Origin of the sequence: Chlorobaculum sp. 24CR (genome assembly GCF_004118635.1) — a bacterium.
Classification (GTDB): Bacteria; Bacteroidota; Chlorobiia; order Chlorobiales; family Chlorobiaceae; genus Chlorobaculum.
Map to the genome: position 1 here is coordinate 1 of NZ_SDGU01000038.1, position 18,728 is coordinate 18,728.

Here is an 18,728-nt window from a genome sequence, read left to right on the forward strand (position 1 = left end):
ACATTATGACTTTTATGAATATATGTGCTCAATTATTACACTTTTATCTTTAACGAAGCAGAGCTTCGGGGAATATATCCCATAGAGATTCAAAAAGAAACCCAAGATTTGAACCATCAGTCTCTATGTCGCACAAAACACCATTTCCATTACCAACTTCAAATCTACCGAAACCGAAACTTCTTTCCCCACCAACTCCTATTTGACTTAATGCTTTTATGCCATGATCAAATTTCTCTTTGAACGACTCATCTTTTAGACCAACGAAAAAATACAATCCACAAGTAGGAGCGCTTTTGAATTCATAATGGCTCTCATAAAACAAATTACTTGCACCAGTAAGTCTATCCTGTGCGTGCTTTGCAACAATACTATTTCGAGTTATTGATCTATAATCAAGTTTTTCAGCAAGTCTGGTTGAATTATCTGGAAACACATGGCTCGGTGGTTTTGGATCAAGCCAATGTTTATACATATCACTTGTAATAAAGTTTGCCTTTTTTATAACCTTCTCCAATCGCTCTTTTTTTCTACCCGTCAATCCAGCAATCCAAGCAGAAGATACCAGCGGCTTTGGCATAAAATAAGTTGCACCAATGTTATATACAAAATAGGAAGCGGAACTTATTATTATTTTCTCGCCACATTCTGCAAACTCTTTATTTGAAAGAATTCCATACTTAGCCCAAGCATTGCACAGTGCGCTAAAAAGAGTATCAGAGTGCACAAATGATTCGGCATTTTCTATACCAATCCCCGAATTATCTGCACCGAATCGAACCGGAGAGGTAAACTTTAATCTTACTATGTAATACGTCATCTGCTGCATACCTTTGTGTAGTAAGAGCTAATGTATTCTTTTATTTCAACCTTTTTACTTTCAATTTCTTGTCTAATTTCTTTTGGCTTTGTGCTTTCAAAGATTATCGGCTTCGCTGTATTTTCTATTGACAGTAATTCAGAAATGGTTTTAATTTCTAAAGTGAGATCTGTAAAAGAAACACGACCATAGCCACGGGAGCCGTTCCCGCCAAGATAACTATGCTGCAATAGCAATAATACATTAAAAATATTCTTTAAGTCGTCTATTGTGTCAGCAATGTAACCATCGATTCCACTCTTTTGAGGATCACCATTATTTTTTGCTCCAAGATAAATATTTCCGTAATCATCTGAAATCACTTCAAGGTTGTAATCCAAATAAAGTTTGAATACCGATCCATCAGAAACTCGCTCATTTGTTCGTGGATTGGCATGAGCAGAAAGCCTGTCAATCGTATTTTCTGATTTCTTTTCAAGTGTGGTTTTTTCTGGTAAAAGATCACGTACAATTAAACGAGCTGGAAAATTTAATTTATTTCCATCATTTGATGTAGAACCAAATAAACGTGAAAGCTCACATGATAATGCAGTATCAATATCATCAGCTTCGTAGCGATATATTTTATCAGCACCTCTGCGATTTGAAGACAATCCTTGCCACTTTTCAAATAAACTACGGCCTTTCCCTTTAAAAGAGCTGCCTGGTATATAGGGCTTATTGTCCGCCGTTTTAATCACGTACCTATCAATACCACCGATTTTGAGTTCATCATTTCCGGCACCGATATGTAAACCGGTCTCGCATCTTAACTTCCCTGAGATCGATGCAATTCCAAGAAAAATAATTTTTAGTTCTTGGCGGTTTTGTGAATCCCTTGGTATTTGCATAGCAATTTTTATATATAATTATTAATCATTATTATCTTCTCTAAACGCTTCAAAATGAGCAGTGATGGAATCTATCAGGTTCACAAAAGCTTTAAAGTCATTTTCTTCTTGTATTTTATTTGATTTTATTATACCATCGACAAATTGATAAAATGGCTCAAGTTGTTCTTTTTGCCTACTGTAACCGTGTAAAAGCGGTATTCTAAAAAACTTTATTTTATTTATTTTATCTAATGACTGTTCAATTGTTTTTATTTCGTCAACATACCGCCTCAATTGGCTGTATTTTAGCTTTGACTCTTTACATTTATATCCAATAACAAGTCCATACTGAACTATTTTATCAGCTGGCAAAGAAACTAATCGCGGTTCTATTATATTAGCAACCAATTTTTTTGACGATTGGTTTTTCATTTCATTTACAGCATTTACCCAGGCTTCTCCTGAACCATCAAGAAGTTCTTCGATATTGTTATAAAGAGCCATAAACTTACCCTCTACGTTTTAAAAGTTCAATCCAGGTTAAAGGAAGATGAAGAATTGGAAATACATCACTAAACCTTCCAATAATCTTGCGTTTGAAATATGAAAGACCATCTTCATTTTCAAAATCTTTACTTTGTAACTCTTTCTCATGTTTTCTTAACAACCATAAAACATGCGGTAAAGATAAATGCTGCCTTTCATGCCACTCGTACGTGGTATCAAGCAAGCTATATGTAAAGCTATTTGAGAGATATTTTAAAACAAACCTTTTTTCCTCAGCGTCTCTGTAGATGGCAAAATAACTTACAATTCTTATTAATTCCGTAAATTGACCCCAATCTATTGACAGCATTAAAAGGTCATCGTCTTTATTTACTCGTTCCATCTTGCCTTCACGTTCAATCTCCATGAGATTTTCAGCATAAAACAAAGCGATTCTGTTTTTTAGTCCGTCTTTATTCTTTTGACCTGTTTCATTCTTCGCTACGTGCTCCGCTTCACCGGATTTTTGGGCCATTTGGTAGAGGGGGAACTTTGGCTGGTGCAGGGTTAGGCCACCTGATATTCCGCATCCTTTTTTCTCGCTGTTGAATGAACCTCCGGTGAAACGGGCAAAGCAGCGTTGAATGTCGAAGGCGATTTCTGCGGTTTCGTCCCAGGCTCCGAGTATAAAGAGGTCATCGCCTCCGGCGTAAACCACGGATACATTTCGGCCTTTGTTTGTTCCATCAGGATTCTTTTCCTGATAATTTTTACCAACAATATCCGTCGGTTTTTCTTCTTTGCCCAAATTTCCCGCGCATATCTCGTTCAGATAAACCTTGAAAAACAGGTTCAACATCCGCGACTTTACCGATAGCTCAGGTAGTGAGCCGATAGCTTTGAACTTTTTGCCCATGTCATCGACATCCATCCGCAACGCGCCGATGAGATCGGCTCCGCATGAACTTGAAGCCAGCCCTTCAAAAGTGGCTGTATCTTCATTTTTTGGCGTTCGACCCTCAACGGATTCAATGGATTCTCTTTCGGCCTCTTTTGCGAAATCCGAAAGCTCACCATGTTTGCGGACATACTTTGCATAAAGCACGGTCGGGCTGGTGGTTTCCCATGAATTGATCTGCCAAGCCAACCCATCTTTTTGCTCAATTTCATCTATGCTGTAGTAAACATCCTGATCGCTTATACCTTTAAACGTCAGATACCCATCTTTATCAGGTTTTTCTTCATACCGATATACGTTCTTTGCATCAATGAGCTTGTCGCCCAACCTGAACTGATGGAAACAACTCTCGGAAAGCCAAGTATAGCGGTCGTCATCTCGTTGCTCAACAGGTACAAAACTCATCAATTTTCTGGTTTCCCGATCACGCATTTGCTCAGGTGGCAAATCATCCCTTCTGGTGATCTGGCATTCGGTTCGGTCGGTCAACTGTTTTGGCATTGTTGGGGTGAACAGCTCGTCGAGCTGCTTCAGGAACTTCTGGCGTTTGAGCTTGTCTAAGCTCTCTGACTGGCATTGCCGTAGTGCTGTAAAATCTGCCTCACTCTCAAGCGATGCTGCATTGCACGGCGTTGCATCCAATGCGATGAAAAACTTTCCTGAAAACTCCTGTAATGCCCATCGGTTCAGCACTTCACGATAACCCTCGATTGCCGTGACAACGCCAGCTCTGTTCGGCAGAAGCAAACTGAATCCACCGCCGCCGGAGTAGATAATGGCTTGACGCTTCGCGTGACAGGCGTTCAAAATCTCGGATATAATGTGCTCGGTGAGCAGCTCCAGCATAAACGAGCGCGCTCGCAGGGTCTTGAGCGCTCCTTTTGAGGATATGGTATATACCGTATCCTGAATGCCGGAAAAATCGGCGCTGACGAGCAGGAACGGATTTTCACTGTCGCCGTCAGCGAGCAAACAATCCTGTATGGCGGCAGCCGTTTTGAACAGATAACAAACAGGAACACTCTCGTTTGCATTGGTCGCCACAAACGATCCGTACTTTTCGAGCGCGGTTAACCCATGCTCATCTTCACCTGGTTCAACGCACGAAAAATCAGGGGGTGCTTCACTATCAGGATAGTTCATTGCTGTTGCTGATAGTTGAGCAGGCTTGAAATACTTGTCGCCGCCGAAAGGTGATTTCAGCGCGGCAAGCGTCAACTCGCTTTGCTGAACGCCAGCAAGCCTGAATGCTTCAGCAACATCTGCAGAAACATTCCAGCGGTGCTCCCGCAAAAGAGTAATTCCGAACTCGATGATATCTTGACCTGAAAGAGCCATGAGCGGTGATTTCAATTCATGTTAAACCGCATAGTAATGCAGTAGTAATGAGAAATCACCTTGGGTAAAGAATGCTCCCTGAGGAAGGGCACGAGTAAAAAGCGGTACTGCTGAGCGGGCATGGGTTCTGAGTTTTGGTTCTTCCGAAACAACTGAACTGCCGAACAACAAGAACGTGGGTCGCATCAAGCTGATGGCTCAATGGAACGAGGCTCCGAGGCGTGGGCTTGGATATGGAATTCTGTGGCTTACAAACGGGTCTGCATCATGGACATCGTTGCGTATTTACGTTACGTATCTTCTCCGTTGAATCCAAGTATTTTCAGAAAATAACTGATTTATCGGGGGGAATTTTGGGAATTTTAGCGCTTGCTGCGGGAGGCGTGCCGGAGTTCGCGGAGGTTGAGGATTTCCGCCACTTCGTACTTTTCACTTGCGCCTGGCTGGGTTGGGCGGAGGCGGGCGACGTCGGGGAAGTGGCCGAGACGTCCGTGCAGCTCGGCGAGGATGACCGACCAGACTGCCGGATAACCGGCGGGCACTGCCACGCATGGAATCGTTTGCCACTCCTCGTGCGAGAGTCCGGCGCGTTCGATGGCTTTGGTGATTGCGGCTGCAAAGTTGTTGTCTTCGGGCACATTCCCCAATCGCACATCCACCACGCTGGAAGAGGCCCAGTGCATGTGCTTTTCGATTGCCTGCTGCTGGCCCGGCGAGACAGGATGGCCTGAAAAGTTGAGAATATGGCGCTGAACATAACCGTCATCCGCTTTTTTGCCTATACTCCGCCTGATTTTTCTCCAGAGCTGCCGAACAATCCGCCATAGCCACGGAATATTCTTTGTAACCAGGTATTCAAGAAGCTGAATAATAGAAACCATTCCTGCTGTAAACGCAAACAGAAACATCAGGTTATTCTGTGTCAGCAATTCAGGCATAGCAATTTTTCGTCAAAATTGTAATCAGAAAAACAACCGTACTGTTAAAAAACATCCTCTGCGAGTGCAATTAGCTATAAAGCTATGACAACTCCATGGGCAATGATGCACACTCGAGACTTCAAGTTTCAATCCTCTGCGAGTGCAATTAGCTATAAAGATTCGCGGATATCTCCGCGGGACGCACCAGATCGTCGAAAAAAAGTTTCAATCCTCTGCGAGTGCAATTAGCTATAAAGGTTGGGCCAAACGGCACGATTGCGGTCGATTTAGCGAGTTTCAATCCTCTGCGAGTGCAATTAGCTATAAAGTCCGGATGATTGGTTTAAATCTTGCGAGTACGGCGGTTTCAATCCTCTGCGAGTGCAATTAGCTATAAAGAAGCGGTAGCGGCCTTTGAGAGCGCGAAGCCATTCAAGAAAGTTTCAATCCTCTGCGAGTGCAATTAGCTATAAAGACACAAAAGATAAAAAAGAATTAGGTCTGAGTCCTTTAGTTTCAATCCTCTGCGAGTGCAATTAGCTATAAAGTTCTGCACTGGTCCAATTTTTTTACGCTAGGTTTCTAAAGTTTCAATCCTCTGCGAGTGCAATAAGCTATAAAGTTCAATCTTGCTCTCCGGGGTAGAAAAATGGAACAAAGTTTCAATCCTCTGCGAGTGCAATAAGCTATAAAGAGTACCCCCGGAAACGCTTGACTGGCAAGAGCTGCGGGAGCGAAATCGAAGGCTCGAGGAAAAATCAGCGATGCCAAGGGACAATGGTCTGATTGTACTACTGAACTGCCTCTGTAGGTTATGCAATTTCAATGACTTATGCAAGCACCGCAGCTCAATGATTCCGACTTTTTCCCATTACCCATTATTCCAAAAGCAGTTAATGCCTTTTTCCGGCATTTTTCACCATCCGAAAATCTGAGCTGCGGTTTTACCATTTTAACCGGTACGGACGGTACTCCGTGCAGGTTCCGGCGATCACGTCGCGCTGATTTTTTGCGGGCAAGTGTGCTGTTGTTTCGTTTTATGGTGTTATTTTTGACGCCGTAACTCTTTTCATCACCATTTAGTACAAACAAGCGTGGCCGGAGCGGAATCTCAAGAGCGTCAGGTATCGGGCAAAGCTGCTAACGGCGAAAAGGGCGCGCTGAACGTTCGCAAGATGGTTCCTCCGCAGAACCGTTCCTCCGAACCACTCTCCAGCCTCCGTCTGTTCGTGCGCTTCCTCAAGCCGGTCACCTGGATTCCGGTGGTCTGGAGCTTCATCTGCGGCGCGGTGGCGAGCGGCGCTTTCGGCTGGCGGGAGGTCGGCGAAACGAAGTTCTGGCTTGCCGTGCTGCTCACCGGGCCGCTGGCCACCGGCACCTGCCAGATGCTCAACGACTACTTCGACCGCGACCTCGACGAAATCAACGAACCCAACCGCCCGATTCCCGGCGGCGCGATTTCACTCCGTAGCGCCACCATGCTCATCGCTCTCTGGTCGGTGCTCTCGGTCATCGTCGGCTGGCTGGTGCATCCGCTCATCGCGCTCTACGTCGTCATCGGCATCATCAACGCGCACCTCTACAGCGCCAACCCGATCAAGCTCAAAAAACGCCTCTGGGCGGGCAATATCATCGTCGCGGTTTCGTACCTCATCATTCCGTGGGTGGCGGGCGAAATCGCCTACCGGCCCGACTTCTCGCTCCGCGCCATCACGCCGTCGCTCATCGTGGCCGCGCTCTACACCATCGCGAGCACCGGCACCATGACCATCAACGACTTCAAGTCCATCGAGGGCGACCGGCAGGTGGGCATCCACACCCTTCCGGCGGTCTTCGGCGAACGCAAGGCGGCGCTCATCGCGGCGGTGATGATCGACCTCGGCCAGCTCATGGCGGCAGGCTACATGTTCATGATCGGCGAAGCGGTGTACGGATGGGTGACGGCGGCGCTCGTCGTGCCGCAGTTCCTGCTGCAATTCAGCCTCGTGCGCTCGCCGCGAACGTGGGACGTACGCTACAACGCCATCGCGCAGAACTTCCTGGTCGCCGGAATGCTGGTGTGCGCCTTCGCCATCAAATCGATCGAGCCGTGACCTGCAACGACAACCGCCCTCGCTCGCGGGAGATTTTCGTGCAGCTTGTCGGTGAGCCTTGAAACACACGTGACGACGAGCATGAACGCACCGCGCTTCGACATCCGCCCCGCCATTTCGGTCATCCTGCCGACCTTCGACCGCGCCCCGCTGCTCGCGCCCGCAATCGAGAGCGTCGTCGCTCAGAGCTTCGCGGAGTGGGAGCTGATCGTCGTCGATGATGGCAGTTCGGACGAGACATTTGCGATTGTCGATGCGTTCCTTCGCCAGCACCAGAACATCCGCTACATGAAGCACCGGAACCGCAAGGCCGCCCTGTCGCGCAACGCGGGCATCCAGGCCTCCTTCGGGCGCTACGTCACCTTTCTGGACAGCGACGACCTCTACCTGCCAGGGCACCTCGAATCGCGCTTCCGGATGATGGAGGCGACGCCGGAGCTACGGCTCATTTGCGGCGGATTCGCCATCGAGGGCGACCCGTGGGTGCGGGATCGCGACGATCCGGAGCAGTGGATTCACGTGAGGGAGTGCATCGCGGGCGCGACGATGTTCGGGCGGCGCGAGCTGTTCCTCGACATCGGCGGATTCCGGGCGCTCGACTACGCCGAGGACACCGACCTCTGGGAACGCGCATCCGGGCAATTCCGCGTCCTGAAAATCGACCAGCCGGAGAGCTACCTCTACCGCCGCTCGCCCGGCAGCATCACCAGAACCTGTAAACCAGCCAAGCCATGATCCGCTCAGTCACCGTCTATTGCAGCTCAAGCAACCGCGCGCCAGACGCCTATTTCAACGAAGCTGAGGCGCTGGGCCAAGGGCTTGCCGAACGCAGGATCGGCATGGTCTTTGGCGGCGGGCACGTCGGGCTGATGGGGTGCGCCGCCGACGCCGTCATGCGCTGCGGCGGTCAGGTTCGGGGCGTCATTCCGCGCTTTCTCGAAGAGCGCGAGGTGGCGCACTACGGGCTGACCGAGCTGCGCGTGGTCGAAACGATGCACGAGCGCAAAATGCTGCTCACCGGCTGGGCCGACGCCTTCGTGATCCTTCCGGGCGGCTTCGGCACCCTCGACGAGTTCCTGGAGATTCTCACCTGGAAGCACCTCGGCCACCACCAGAAGCCGATCATTCTGCTGAACACCGATGGCTTCTGGGATCAGCTCCTGCACTTCTTCGAGCGAATCGCCACGGAGAAGATGGTCGGCGAGAGCTACCGTTCATTCTACGACATCTGCAACTCCGCCGAAGAGACGCTCGCCCTCATCGACAGCCACAACGCCAACGGCTGAGACGATTTGAGGGGATACAAAAAAAAGAGAGGCCGGAACGCCGACCCGTCTTGCATGGTTGCTGTAAGCACCATCAAGAAAAAGAGATGTCCATGAGCAAGATTTTCGTCTGCACAACGCAACGGAACGAAATCCTGATACTCGCCGCATGAGCAACTACTACCCCGCGCTTCTGCTGACGCTGCTCGCCGGGCTTTCGACCGGCATCGGCAGCGCCTTGGCCATCATGGTCAAACACACCAACCGCCGGTTCCTCACCTTTTCGCTGGGATTTTCCGCCGGGGTGATGCTTTACGTTTCGTTCATGGAGATCATGCCGCAATCCCGCCAGATGCTTGACGGACTCGCGCAGGAATCTCACGGCGCGCTCTACTCGACGCTGGCGTTCTTCGGGGGCGTCATTTTCATCTGGCTGATCGACCGGCTCGTGCCAGACTTCGAAAACCCGCACGAAATGAACATGATCGGCGGCATCGAAACCGGCGCGGCGGGTGACGCGCGGCTGCACCGCATGGGCCTGATGACCGCCGGAGCCATCGCCATTCACAACTTCCCGGAAGGTCTCGCGGTCTTTTTCAGCGCCCTCTCCAACCAGAACCTCGGCATCGCGATCGCGGCAACCGTGGCCCTGCACAACATTCCCGAAGGGATGGCTGTCGCGGTGCCGATCTATTTCGCGACTCGCAGCCGGGCGCGCGCCTTCGGCTACTCGTTCCTGTCGGGGCTGGCCGAACCGCTGGGCGCCATCATCGGCTACGCGCTGCTGAAACCCTTCCTCAGCCCCTACGTTTTCGGCATTGTGCTGGGCGGCGTGGCGGGCATCATGGTCTATATTTCGCTCGACGAACTGTTGCCGGCCGCGCAGCAGAACGGCGAGCACCACGTCGGCATCGCCGGTCTGATTCTCGGCATGGCGATCATGGCGGCAAGCCTGCTCCTGCTCACGTAGGAATCAGCACCGCCGCGCCTCTCGCCCGTCCGTGGCGCAGGTCGAGGAGCACACGGTTTGCCTCTTCGAGCGGGAAGGATTGCGATTCGGGCTTCAGCCCCATTTTGGCGGCGATGTCGAGAAACGCCGATACGTCGGCCCGCGTGATGTTGGCCACGCTTTTGATCTCCTTCTCCATCCAGAGGTGCCGTTCGTAGGAAATTCCGGCCAGCAACTCGCGGTCGCGCGGCTCCTTGCGGATGGCGTTGATAACGAGCCGTCCGCCGGGCCGCAGCCGTTCGAGAGCGGCGAGCACCGGGAGCCAGGCGGGCGTCGTGTCGATGATCGACGCGCAAGGCTCCGGAGGATTGGCGGTGGTGTCGCCAGCCCAGTCAGCGCCGAGCGAGCGGGCGAAGTCGCGGTCTTTTTCGCTTCGGGCGAAGACGAAGACCGGCGAGGCGGGATAGAGATGGCGAGCAAGTTTGAGCACCTGATGGCCCGACGCGCCGAATCCGGTCAGGCCAAGAGTCTGGCCGTCACGGAGGCCCGTGAGCATGAGCGAGCGGTAGCCGATCGCGCCTCCGCAGAGGAGCGGCGCGGCGTCGGCGTCGGTGAAGCAATCGGGAATGGGATAGGTGAAGGCCGCCGGAGCCGCCATGTACTCCGCGTAGCCGCCGTCGGCATCGCGGCCCGTCGCGCGGAACTCCGGGCAGAGATTCTCGTGGCCGGAAAGGCAAAGGTCGCAGTGGCCGCAGGCGGAGTAGATCCACGCCACGCCGCGCCGACTGCCGACTTCGATGCCCGCGACGCCATCGCCGCAGGCCACGACCCGCCCGACGACCTGATGGCCCGGAATCACCGGAAATCGCGGCGGCGGCGTACGCCCCTCGATTTCGTCAAGCTCCGTGTGGCAGACGCCGCAAGCGCCGACCCGCAACAAAATCTCCCCCGCCCCCGGCTCCGGCACAGCCAACTCCCGCCAAACCAGCGGCTGCGTTTCTACAGAAAGATCAACAACCCGCTCCAGCAGCATAGCGTACATGGCTTCTCCTTTTTTAGGGGAAAAGTGGACGTTGTGGACTTGATGGACGAACTGGACGGAGAACGGAAAATTCCCCGCCCGACCCAACTCTTCAATTCTTCAATTCATCATTCAACATTCATAATTCATAATTCTCTTCAGTGGCATCCGTGCCCCTGGCAGGCGTCTTGGGCGTCGAGTTTGTTGAGAATACCGCTGCCGAAGCCTTCGATCACATCGACCAGCGTCCGGGCCGGTCCGGCCATGTACACCTCCATGCCGAGGCTCTGCATTTTTGCCGCCGCCCTGGCGCCGATGCCCTTGACCACGATGGCGCTTGCGCCCAGCCCCGCAAAGTTGTCCGCCGGGGTGCACTGCCCGTGGTCGTGGTGCGCATTCTGGTTGTCAATAATACTGACCTCGCCCGCGGCCATATCGACAGTCGCGAAAAATGGTGCGCTGCCGAAATGGTCGCACACTTGCGAATCCGGGCCGCTGTACTCGTCGAGTGGAATGATGATTTTCATGCTGCACCTCCATCTTCGCGATGGCCACGCATCCGCCCCATCCCGTTGCCTTGACCGTTGCCTTGACCGTTGCCCTGGCAGCGCCCCTCGCCATTGCCAGCGCGCTGCTCAAGCCCGGTGCGGTACCCCCGGCACTTTCCGCCGCCACGCCGTCCGCCGCCAAAGCCGCCGCCGGGCGACATGCGGTGGATGTTCTGACTCGAACACGTCGGGCACTCCGCCGGTCGCGCGATGCCAAATGGCAGCGACCACTGGTGGCCGCAGGCGGCGCATCCAAACGCTCTCTGTTCTTGTAAAACCATGATATTTCCTCCTTTTACGTTTACCATTCTGCCAAGCACAAGCATCTCACCCAGCTTTTTCCGCGCCGAAGCGAGGATGTTGCCGAAGGTCTGGCGCGAAACCTGCATCTGCCCGGCAGCCTCCTCCTGATACAGCCCCTCCACATCGGCCAGGCGAATCGCCTCGAACTCGTCGATGCTCATTACCAACGGCTCATCCTCGCGTTTTCCGGCGCAAAACGGCCCGAAAACTCGATGCTCCGGATCCTGGGCGATGGCCCTGCATTTCTGCGGTCTGGGCATTTTTTTCAGTCAACAATTATTAGCATATGCCAATAAACTAACAAAAAAAAGCGGGATGTCAAGCCCACAAAAAAAACAGGACGGCCACAAGAGCCGCCCCTACTCACCTTAAAATCGCTTCTGATAAATATGGCAGTATGGCCGATGGCCTGTTTTTTCGTAGTAATCCTGATGGTACAGCTCGGCTGGCCAGAACTCGCCGCCCTTCTCGACGGTAGTCGCCACATCGTATCCTCGGCTTTTGAGCTGCTGGATCAAGGCCTCGGCTATTTTCTTCTGCTCCTCGTTCTGGTGGAATACTGCCGAACGGTACTGCTCGCCAATATCGGGGCCTTGCCGGTCAACCTCCGTCGGATCGTGAATCTCGAAAAAGAGCTTCGCCAGCTCCTCGTAGCCGACCACCGCCGGATCGAACTCCACCTCGATCGCTTCGGCGTGGCCGGTGCGTCCGGTGCACACCTGCTCGTAGGTCGGATGCGCGGTTTTGCCTCCCGTGTAACCGACCGTGGTCGAAAGCACCCCCTTCGTCTTTTTGAAATGGTACTCCACGCCCCAGAAGCATCCGCCCGCGAACACCGCTTTTTCGGTCGTCGTGGCGGGCTTGTCGGCAGGATCGAAGGAGAGCGAAATCGAGTTGACGCAGTAGCGGGCATTTTTGGAGGTAAATCCTTCATTGTAAAACACATGCCCCAAGTGCCCGCCGCAGTTGGCGCACAGAATCTCGATACGAAGTCCGTCGCGGTCGCTCTCCTGCCTCACCGCGCCCGGAATGGCGTCATCGAAGCTCGGCCAGCCGGTACCCGAATCGAACTTGGCGTCTGACCGGAAAAGCGCCGCGCCGCACTGCTTGCACTGGTACACCCCATTCTCCTTGTTCAGATAGTACTCGCCACTGAACGGCCTTTCAGTCCCCTTGTCGATCATTACCCGCTTCTCTTCCGGGGTAAGCTCCTTGTAGGTCATTGAACCCTCCTTCTGTACAGCCGTTCCCGCCCGAGGCGCCGTCGTATCCACCGTCCTGGCTCCGCAGCTCGCCAGCAAGAAAATTAAAATGATGGAAACAATTCTGAACGACATGGTTTTCAAGAAAAATGCAGTTGACATGATGGACGATGCGGACGGGCCACCAAGCCCCTTTTCAAAGTCATAAATCATCCTTTTCAACTCTCTTCGCTCGCATATTGTTTCCGGCTCGTGAACGCTGAGCAGGACGACGTGGGTTATTCAAACAACGAACGCAATCAAATCCGCCGGTCATGGAAAAGCAGCCAAACAAGCTCATCAACGAAAAAAGCCCTTACCTTTTGCAACACGCCTGGAACCCGGTTGACTGGCACCCGTGGGGCGAGGAGGCGTTCCGGAAAGCGCGGGAAACCGGACGCCCGATCTTTCTCTCTTCGGGCTACTCCACCTGCCACTGGTGCCACGTCATGGAGCACGAGTCGTTCGAGAACCCCGAAACCGCCGCGCTGCTCAACCGCCATTTCGTGCCGGTGAAGCTCGACCGCGAGGAGCATCCCGACGTCGATCATCTCTATATGATTTTCGTGCAGGCGACCACCGGCAGGGGCGGCTGGCCGATGTCGGTGTGGATGACGCCTGACCTCAAGCCCTTTTTCGGCGGCAGCTACTTCCCCGACACGGAGCGCTGGGGTATGCCGTCGTTCCGCTCGGTGCTCAAGCATCTCGCCGATCTGTGGGAGCGCGACCGCCCGCGACTGCTCGCCTCCGCCGGATCGATCATGGATCAGCTCGCCGGGTTCGCCCGTCCGGAAGCGGCGGCTGGCGAAGTGACGGACCGCCACGCAAGCGCCTGCTTCGCTTCGCTCGAACGCGGCTTCGACGCCGAGTGGGGCGGCTTTGGCGGGGAGCCGAAATTTCCGCGACCGGCGGTGCTCTCCTTTCTCTTCAGCCACGCCGCCGCAACCGGCAACCGCCACGCGCTCGACATGGCGCTCCTGACGCTGCGCAAAATGGCCGACGGCGGCATCCACGACCAGCTCGGCGTTTCGGGACTCGGCGGCGGCGGCTTCGCCCGCTACTCGACCGACCGCTTCTGGCGCGTACCGCACTTCGAGAAGATGCTCTACGACAACGCCCAGCTCGCCGCCTCGTACCTCGAAGCGTACCAGGCAAGCGGCGAAGAGCTGTTTGCCGACACTGCCCGCGACATCTTCAACTATGTGCTCTGCGACATGACCTCGCCCGAAGGCGCGTTCTGGTCGGCGGAGGATGCCGACAGCCTCGACACCGGCGGAAGCGGCAAAAAACGCGAAGGGGCATTTTATCTCTGGACGGAAGCGGAGGTCAGCGCATTGCTCAACGCCGACGAGGCGGCGCTCTTCGGCGCGGCCTGCGGAATCCGGCGCGAAGGCAACGCCCCCTTCGATCCGCACGGCGAGTTCACCGGCAAAAACATCCCCTTCCGCGCTAAATCGAACGACGAGCTTGCCGAAGCATTCGGGATTCCGGTTGAGACGATCAGGCAACGACTCGACAGCGCCCGGAAAAAGCTGTTCGAGGCGAGAGAAAAGCGCCCGCGACCGGGACTCGACGACAAAATTCTGACCTCATGGAACGGCCTCATGATCTCCGCGCTGGCCAAAGGCTCGCTCATTCTCGGCGACCAAAAGCTGCTCGAAGCCGCCGAACGCTCGGCGCGATTCATTCTCGACACGCTCTACGACTCCGAATCCGGCCACCTGCTCCGCCGATACCGCGACGGTGAAGCGGCCATCGAGGGCAAGGCCGCCGACTACGCCTGCCTGATTCTTGGGCTGCTCGACCTCTACTCGGCGTCGTTCGACGCGGATTGGCTCCGCGCGGCCATCAGGCTGGCCGAAGCGCAGATCGAACGATTTTTCGACGAGGATGCGGGCGTGTTTTACAGCACGGCGGCTGACGACCAGAGCGTGCCGCTACGCATGATCGAGGACAACGACAACGCCGAGCCATCGGCCAATTCGGTCAACGCGCTCAACTATCTGCGGCTCGCCGCCATCACCGGGCGGGACGAGCTGCGCGACATCGCACTTCGGACTATACGCCACTTCAGCCGGGCGCTCGACGCGAATCCGTCGGCGCTCCCGCTGCTGCTCGTCGCCCGGCAAATCGCCACCGCACCGCCGGTTCAGATCATCTTCGCGGGCAAGCGCGGCAATCCTGCGTTGGCGAAGCTCGTCGCAACAGCCTTCCGCCACAACCGGCCCGAGCTGACGGTGATCCATGCTGATGAAACTGGTGAAGAGTTGCTGCCTGAAGCAGCACAAATCGGAAGGACGCACAAAGGAGAACCGGCGGCATATCTCTGCGCCGACGGAAGCTGCCAGCCCGCCATCAGTGATCCGGAATCACTCGATGCCGCGCTGGGCAGCCTCAAATAGAATCGCCCGCGCTGAAAATCAGAGGAAAGGCGAATCGTCTTCCTGCGGCGGCTTGGATTGACCGAACCCACCGGAGATCATCTCACCGACCTTCATCGCGGCGGTACCGGCGGCAAACAGGCCAACGCCAACGAAGGCGATCCCCGCAAGCCCCTGCAAAATCGGCAGACCAGCCGGAGACAACAACGCCCCGGCCCCCGCGACGGTCGCGGCAGTCTTCAGCACATTACCCTGAATAGGTTCCTGTTCCATATCTGATTGGTTTGGTTGTTAGGTTAGAATAGAGAAATCCACTGTTTGCAGCCCCTGCCAGCAACTGCGGCCTCCCGTTCGGGAAAAAACCGCACCGGATCGAATCGAAAAATCACACAACCCTTTGCAGAAATGACCGCAAAGCACTACATTACCTCTCCATTTTCGAGGACAATTAGCTCAGTTGGTTAGAGCGTTCGCTTCACACGCGAGAGGTCGTAGGTTCGAATCCTACATTGTCCACCACTCCTCCCCGACTTTTTTTACCCGATCTCAACACTCAGCTCCTCCCCGGTCATTCTGAACGCCGCAATCCTGTACGCCAGTCCCAACAACTATCGGAAAAGAATCCAGTTTCTTCGAGACTTACCTGCCCCCCCTCAACTGCTGCGCCAGACACGCTACAATATTTTTAAATATAACGAAAAAAGCCACCGCCAAAGGAAATTAGCTCTCACCAGTCCGGATTCAGCGCCGGGTGACGGCAAGCAAAGAGAGTTCAGCTCAAAGACGGCACGTCAAGGGCACTGCTGGTTGACGACGAAAAGCCGACGATCGAGGTGATGGCAGCTGATTTGACCATGCCGGAGACGAGCAAATAAATACTCATGCAGATCAACATCCAATCCCATCAAGCTTTCAAATGAAAGTTGCAAACGCATGACGAAAAAGAAACATGCCGAAGTTTGGCGCTTAGAAAAAAAGAGGCTGTTTCAGCGTCAGTACCGGAACAGCCTCAAATCGATCTTTAGTAACAGTCACGAACAGTGCAAAAAATAAACCTCCGAATAACAAAAAAACGTATTTACTTTTATTAAGCGCTATCGGTCATTATTCAACTGATTAATACCTGTTACCAGAACACTTGCTGTTCCATCAGAAACTTGCTGAATGGCTCTCTCAAGGGCTACTTCAACACCTTCGCGAACTTTATCCACAGACCCAACAGATCGGCTTTCCAGGCCGGTTCCGGTAACAACTTGTCGGTAAAGTAATGAACCGTCTGGCCTTAACATCTCAATTACAATCGAAACCTGTGCAGTAATATTTGTTCTTGAAGACCAAAAACCCTGATCAATAGGAGCGTTTGCTGAAATATGTTGCAGCCTCGCCTTAATCAATATTCCTGACATTGAAATACTCTGTGGACTTGCCTCAGTCGTTGCCTTTGGCATTGCCGACCTCACGGCTTCTACAATAGCAGAATTAAGAGCATTCCCAGCACTAACCTTTACGGTATGAGCACCAACACCAGTAGTAATCTCAGCTGTGTTAATCGCCGGATCAATCAATAATGAGGCATTGCCTCTATAAGTTTTTGCGACTGTTGTAATAGGTGCTATACCTGTGCGTACTGCGCCGGTATAGGTACAAGCTGAAAGGGTCACGAGTGACATCAGTACAACAATCAACAACAGTTTTTTCATGTTAACCTCTCTGAATATTTAAGTTTATGTTATTTCAGGCACTACGGTACTACAAAACAACTATCTCTCGAAAATCCAGTACATCACCCTCTTCCCCCCACTCTCATACTCGACAGGCCTGAGCGAAAAACGCGACTCCGCTCTCACGCCTTCGTTGATAATCGAATAGATATCCGAGAGCACAAGCCGGGAGTTGGCGAAGTAGCTGTGGCCCATCGGCACGGTGTCGATATTGGTGACATCGACCGTATCGATGCCCGGAACGACCAGCGGCTCTCCATTCACATCGCCGACGCGCACATAGCCGTTTACCTTTTCCGAAGCTTTCATGGCCTTGTCTCTCCGTGACACATAAATCGTCACCAACGTCCCGTCGCCGGTCAAAACGCCGGCTATGTCGCGACAAAAAATCCCGGAATCGACATCCGGTGCAGCAAGAATAATAACCCTGAACTTTGTTTTGAGATCGGGCTGCTCGCGCATCAAATCGAGAAAAGCGCCGAGCAGCTCCCGGTTGCCCATGCTGTGCGCAAGCAGGCAGATGCTCTTGGTCGGCGCTCTGGCTGCAAGCTCCCGGAGAAACCCGGTCAGGTTTTTGCGCGACCAGTCGGTATTGTTCTGATCCCGCACGTAACCAAGTATTTGACCGGTCGATGGCCAACTGTAAAACAGCGCATCCCCCCTGAAACCGAGATCGCTCGCCACCTGCGCCATCGTGAGCGCCGCTTCGTCGAATGTGGTGTTGAAACCATGAATGTAGAGCAGAATATCACGCTTTTCATCGAGTCCATCCGCCGCCCGAAAGAGATGAGAGAAAAACGCCTCCTTATTCATGCGCAGCGCTGTATCCCGGAGAACGAAGTCGTGCCGCTTGCCACCGGCGAGGCTTTTATCTTTCAGTTCGCCAATGGCGTGGCCCGGCAAGCGTTCGATGCGCAACATGCCGACCGAAAGCGTATCGCGGTCATTGCCATAGAACTCGCCAGTCCCGGAATCGCCAACGAAATTCCGATCAGTTGCATAGAACTCATCGATGGTTTCACTCCGTGCGTTGCTTTCGACAAAAACCTTCGATGAACAGCCGGAAAGAAGCAACAACGTTATAAAAAGCATGACGACTGAAATCCGCGAAGAGTGCAGTTTCAGGCGATTGACGCATGAAAAACCGATATGATCCGAAGAGAAAAGAGGCATATCCGGGAGGTCACAGGTTCAGTAAAAGGTACTGCTCGAAGGGGGTACTACTCAGGATTCTGCTTCGGGAAAGTTAAGAAATTCTGGCGAAACACGAGATAAAATACGCAAATAAAAACAGCTATGTGTCAGAGTAACTGAACGGCGGCGCAAACGTTGGGAACAGGGATGAAAAGAGGATTATCGTGCCTTTTCACAGGCAACCAGACGGCTTTTATGATGCCGGGCATGAGGGGGGAAGTGATTTCTGTCGATATTCTGGCGGAACGCCGGGAGTGCAAAAAACCGCCGCCCGGCAAACGCACGGGCTGCCGGAAACCCAGATGGAGAAGAGCAGATAAGAGCCTCGCCTAAAATCAATGACTTATGAAAAAAGAAAATAACCGGTTCATTCCGGCTCTTCGTCCTGCTGGCGGTCGCTGGGTTTGCTCATCTCTTTTTGCAGGATGTCTCCAGCGCCCTTCACATCGTTGATAACACCGTTGAGCAGGTTCAGACCAACGGTTCCGACAAGCAGTCCGGCGACGCCGTGCGCGACGAGCGGCATTCCGAAAGGCGTTAACATAAGCGCCGTTCCGACGGTTCCAACAGTTTGTTTTATCATTGCCGTGCAGTTTGAGTTCGTTGGTGAGCAGCTAT

19 protein-coding genes, 1 tRNA gene and 1 CRISPR repeat array are annotated in these 18,728 nt (G+C 53.1%); of the genes, 7 read left to right on the forward strand and 13 right to left on the reverse strand.

Going from position 1 to position 18,728, the window contains the following annotated elements; translation table 11 throughout:
• Nucleotides 1-49: 49 nt before the first annotated feature.
• The 5 genes from csm4 to csx15 all read right to left on the reverse strand — a co-directional run bounded on the left by csm4 (nt 50) and on the right by csx15 (nt 5,355).
• Entirely contained in the window at nt 50-829 is a 780-nt protein-coding gene (gene csm4 / locus EST62_RS08460; protein WP_129051666.1) for a type III-A CRISPR-associated RAMP protein Csm4, read from the reverse strand.
• The gene (csm3, locus tag EST62_RS08465; RefSeq protein ID WP_129051667.1) at nt 817-1,710 is read right to left on the reverse strand and encodes a type III-A CRISPR-associated RAMP protein Csm3; all 894 of its coding nucleotides are present in this window, start codon (nt 1,708-1,710) and stop codon (nt 817-819) included. The genes csm4 and csm3 overlap by 13 nt, the downstream gene beginning before the upstream one ends.
• 21 nt (nt 1,711-1,731) lie before the next feature.
• Nucleotides 1,732-2,196, reverse strand: a complete 465-nt coding sequence (csm2, locus tag EST62_RS08470; RefSeq protein ID WP_129051668.1) for a type III-A CRISPR-associated protein Csm2 — start codon at nt 2,194-2,196, stop codon at nt 1,732-1,734.
• Between the two features lie 4 nt (nt 2,197-2,200).
• On the reverse strand, nt 2,201-4,474 hold the full coding sequence (gene cas10, locus EST62_RS08475) for a type III-A CRISPR-associated protein Cas10/Csm1 (RefSeq protein ID WP_129051669.1): 2,274 nt from the start codon (nt 4,472-4,474) through the stop codon (nt 2,201-2,203).
• A 362-nt stretch (nt 4,475-4,836) separates the two neighbouring features.
• A complete protein-coding gene (gene csx15, locus EST62_RS08480) occupies nt 4,837-5,355 on the reverse strand; it encodes a CRISPR-associated protein Csx15 (protein WP_245153558.1) in 519 nt (172 codons plus the stop codon).
• A gap of 103 nt (nt 5,356-5,458) precedes the next feature.
• Nucleotides 5,459-6,088: direct repeats of the CRISPR family, unit length 35 nt; unit sequence GTTTCAATCCTCTGCGAGTGCAATTAGCTATAAAG.
• Between the two features lie 138 nt (nt 6,089-6,226).
• Between csx15 and EST62_RS08485 the strand changes: the two genes are divergently transcribed.
• The 5 genes from EST62_RS08485 to zupT all read left to right on the forward strand — a co-directional run bounded on the left by EST62_RS08485 (nt 6,227) and on the right by zupT (nt 9,722).
• Nucleotides 6,227-6,457 (forward strand): hypothetical protein, encoded by a 231-nt coding sequence (locus tag EST62_RS08485; RefSeq protein WP_129051671.1) that lies wholly within the window; start codon nt 6,227-6,229, stop codon nt 6,455-6,457.
• Between the two features lie 31 nt (nt 6,458-6,488).
• Nucleotides 6,489-7,487 (forward strand): chlorophyll synthase ChlG, encoded by a 999-nt coding sequence (gene chlG, locus EST62_RS08490; protein WP_129051672.1) that lies wholly within the window; start codon nt 6,489-6,491, stop codon nt 7,485-7,487.
• A gap of 81 nt (nt 7,488-7,568) precedes the next feature.
• Nucleotides 7,569-8,222: a glycosyltransferase family A protein gene (locus tag EST62_RS08495; protein ID WP_129051688.1), complete on the forward strand. Its 654-nt coding sequence runs from the start codon at nt 7,569-7,571 to the stop codon at nt 8,220-8,222.
• Nucleotides 8,219-8,773 (forward strand): TIGR00730 family Rossman fold protein, encoded by a 555-nt coding sequence (locus EST62_RS08500; protein WP_129051673.1) that lies wholly within the window; start codon nt 8,219-8,221, stop codon nt 8,771-8,773. Before EST62_RS08495 ends, EST62_RS08500 begins: the two co-directional genes overlap by 4 nt.
• 148 nt (nt 8,774-8,921) lie before the next feature.
• Nucleotides 8,922-9,722 (forward strand): zinc transporter ZupT, encoded by an 801-nt coding sequence (zupT, locus tag EST62_RS08505; RefSeq protein WP_129051674.1) that lies wholly within the window; start codon nt 8,922-8,924, stop codon nt 9,720-9,722.
• On the opposite strand, the gene EST62_RS08510 is transcribed toward zupT, so the two are convergent.
• From EST62_RS08510 to EST62_RS08525, 4 genes are all read right to left on the reverse strand, one after another.
• Nucleotides 9,715-10,743 (reverse strand): zinc-dependent alcohol dehydrogenase family protein, encoded by a 1,029-nt coding sequence (locus tag EST62_RS08510; RefSeq protein WP_167599260.1) that lies wholly within the window; start codon nt 10,741-10,743, stop codon nt 9,715-9,717. The two genes, zupT and EST62_RS08510, sit on opposite strands and share 8 nt — an antisense overlap.
• A 137-nt stretch (nt 10,744-10,880) precedes the next feature.
• Nucleotides 10,881-11,249: a NifB/NifX family molybdenum-iron cluster-binding protein gene (locus tag EST62_RS08515; protein ID WP_129051675.1), complete on the reverse strand. Its 369-nt coding sequence runs from the start codon at nt 11,247-11,249 to the stop codon at nt 10,881-10,883.
• Complete coding sequence (locus EST62_RS08520; RefSeq protein WP_129051676.1) at nt 11,246-11,833, reverse strand: DUF134 domain-containing protein; 588 nt, start codon at nt 11,831-11,833, stop codon at nt 11,246-11,248. The genes EST62_RS08515 and EST62_RS08520 overlap by 4 nt, the downstream gene beginning before the upstream one ends.
• Nucleotides 11,834-11,941: 108 nt before the next feature.
• The gene (locus EST62_RS08525; protein WP_209019427.1) at nt 11,942-12,796 is read right to left on the reverse strand and encodes a bifunctional methionine sulfoxide reductase B/A protein; all 855 of its coding nucleotides are present in this window, start codon (nt 12,794-12,796) and stop codon (nt 11,942-11,944) included.
• A 293-nt stretch (nt 12,797-13,089) separates the two neighbouring features.
• Between EST62_RS08525 and EST62_RS08530 the strand changes: the two genes are divergently transcribed.
• Nucleotides 13,090-15,216, forward strand: coding sequence for a thioredoxin domain-containing protein (locus EST62_RS08530; protein ID WP_129051677.1), 2,127 nt, complete (start codon nt 13,090-13,092; stop codon nt 15,214-15,216).
• 18 nt (nt 15,217-15,234) lie between these two features.
• Here EST62_RS08530 and EST62_RS08535 read toward each other — a convergent pair whose 3' ends face one another.
• Nucleotides 15,235-15,468 carry a hypothetical protein gene (locus tag EST62_RS08535; RefSeq protein ID WP_129051678.1) on the reverse strand — a complete coding sequence of 78 codons (234 nt, stop codon included), beginning with the start codon at nt 15,466-15,468 and terminating at the stop codon, nt 15,235-15,237.
• A 169-nt stretch (nt 15,469-15,637) separates the two neighbouring features.
• Between EST62_RS08535 and EST62_RS08540 the strand changes: the two genes are divergently transcribed.
• Nucleotides 15,638-15,714 (forward strand) — tRNA-Val (locus tag EST62_RS08540).
• A gap of 575 nt (nt 15,715-16,289) precedes the next feature.
• Here the strand turns inward: EST62_RS08540 and EST62_RS08550 are convergent.
• The 3 genes from EST62_RS08550 to EST62_RS08560 form a co-directional block, all read right to left on the reverse strand.
• Nucleotides 16,290-16,895 (reverse strand): hypothetical protein, encoded by a 606-nt coding sequence (locus EST62_RS08550; RefSeq protein WP_129051679.1) that lies wholly within the window; start codon nt 16,893-16,895, stop codon nt 16,290-16,292.
• A 60-nt stretch (nt 16,896-16,955) separates the two neighbouring features.
• Complete coding sequence (locus tag EST62_RS08555; RefSeq protein WP_167599261.1) at nt 16,956-18,008, reverse strand: alpha/beta hydrolase; 1,053 nt, start codon at nt 18,006-18,008, stop codon at nt 16,956-16,958.
• A 469-nt stretch (nt 18,009-18,477) separates the two neighbouring features.
• A complete protein-coding gene (locus tag EST62_RS08560) occupies nt 18,478-18,654 on the reverse strand; it encodes a hypothetical protein (RefSeq protein ID WP_245153559.1) in 177 nt (58 codons plus the stop codon).
• Nucleotides 18,655-18,728: the final 74 nt, after the last annotated feature.

Excerpts from the sequence above, each read along its gene's own strand:
- csx15 (WP_245153558.1), bottom strand. The coding sequence starts at position 5,355 with ATGGTTTCTATTATTCAGCTTCTTGAATACCTGGTTACAAAGAATATT.
- zupT (WP_129051674.1), top strand. The coding sequence starts at position 8,922 with ATGAGCAACTACTACCCCGCGCTTCTGCTGACGCTGCTCGCCGGGCTT.
- EST62_RS08560 (WP_245153559.1), bottom strand. The coding sequence starts at position 18,654 with ATGTTAACGCCTTTCGGAATGCCGCTCGTCGCGCACGGCGTCGCCGGA.
- EST62_RS08500 (WP_129051673.1), top strand. The coding sequence starts at position 8,219 with ATGATCCGCTCAGTCACCGTCTATTGCAGCTCAAGCAACCGCGCGCCA.
- EST62_RS08530 (WP_129051677.1), top strand. The coding sequence starts at position 13,090 with ATGGAAAAGCAGCCAAACAAGCTCATCAACGAAAAAAGCCCTTACCTT.
- csm3 (WP_129051667.1), bottom strand. The coding sequence starts at position 1,710 with ATGCAAATACCAAGGGATTCACAAAACCGCCAAGAACTAAAAATTATT.
- EST62_RS08525 (WP_209019427.1), bottom strand. The coding sequence starts at position 12,796 with ATGACCTACAAGGAGCTTACCCCGGAAGAGAAGCGGGTAATGATCGAC.
- EST62_RS08520 (WP_129051676.1), bottom strand. The coding sequence starts at position 11,833 with ATGCCCAGACCGCAGAAATGCAGGGCCATCGCCCAGGATCCGGAGCAT.
- EST62_RS08535 (WP_129051678.1), bottom strand. The coding sequence starts at position 15,468 with ATGGAACAGGAACCTATTCAGGGTAATGTGCTGAAGACTGCCGCGACC.
- EST62_RS08550 (WP_129051679.1), bottom strand. The coding sequence starts at position 16,895 with ATGAAAAAACTGTTGTTGATTGTTGTACTGATGTCACTCGTGACCCTT.
- EST62_RS08515 (WP_129051675.1), bottom strand. The coding sequence starts at position 11,249 with ATGAAAATCATCATTCCACTCGACGAGTACAGCGGCCCGGATTCGCAA.
- EST62_RS08485 (WP_129051671.1), top strand. The coding sequence starts at position 6,227 with ATGCAAGCACCGCAGCTCAATGATTCCGACTTTTTCCCATTACCCATT.
- cas10 (WP_129051669.1), bottom strand. The coding sequence starts at position 4,474 with ATGGCTCTTTCAGGTCAAGATATCATCGAGTTCGGAATTACTCTTTTG.
- csm2 (WP_129051668.1), bottom strand. The coding sequence starts at position 2,196 with ATGGCTCTTTATAACAATATCGAAGAACTTCTTGATGGTTCAGGAGAA.
- EST62_RS08555 (WP_167599261.1), bottom strand. The coding sequence starts at position 18,008 with ATGCTTTTTATAACGTTGTTGCTTCTTTCCGGCTGTTCATCGAAGGTT.
- EST62_RS08510 (WP_167599260.1), bottom strand. The coding sequence starts at position 10,743 with ATGTACGCTATGCTGCTGGAGCGGGTTGTTGATCTTTCTGTAGAAACG.
- EST62_RS08495 (WP_129051688.1), top strand. The coding sequence starts at position 7,569 with ATGAACGCACCGCGCTTCGACATCCGCCCCGCCATTTCGGTCATCCTG.
- csm4 (WP_129051666.1), bottom strand. The coding sequence starts at position 829 with ATGCAGCAGATGACGTATTACATAGTAAGATTAAAGTTTACCTCTCCG.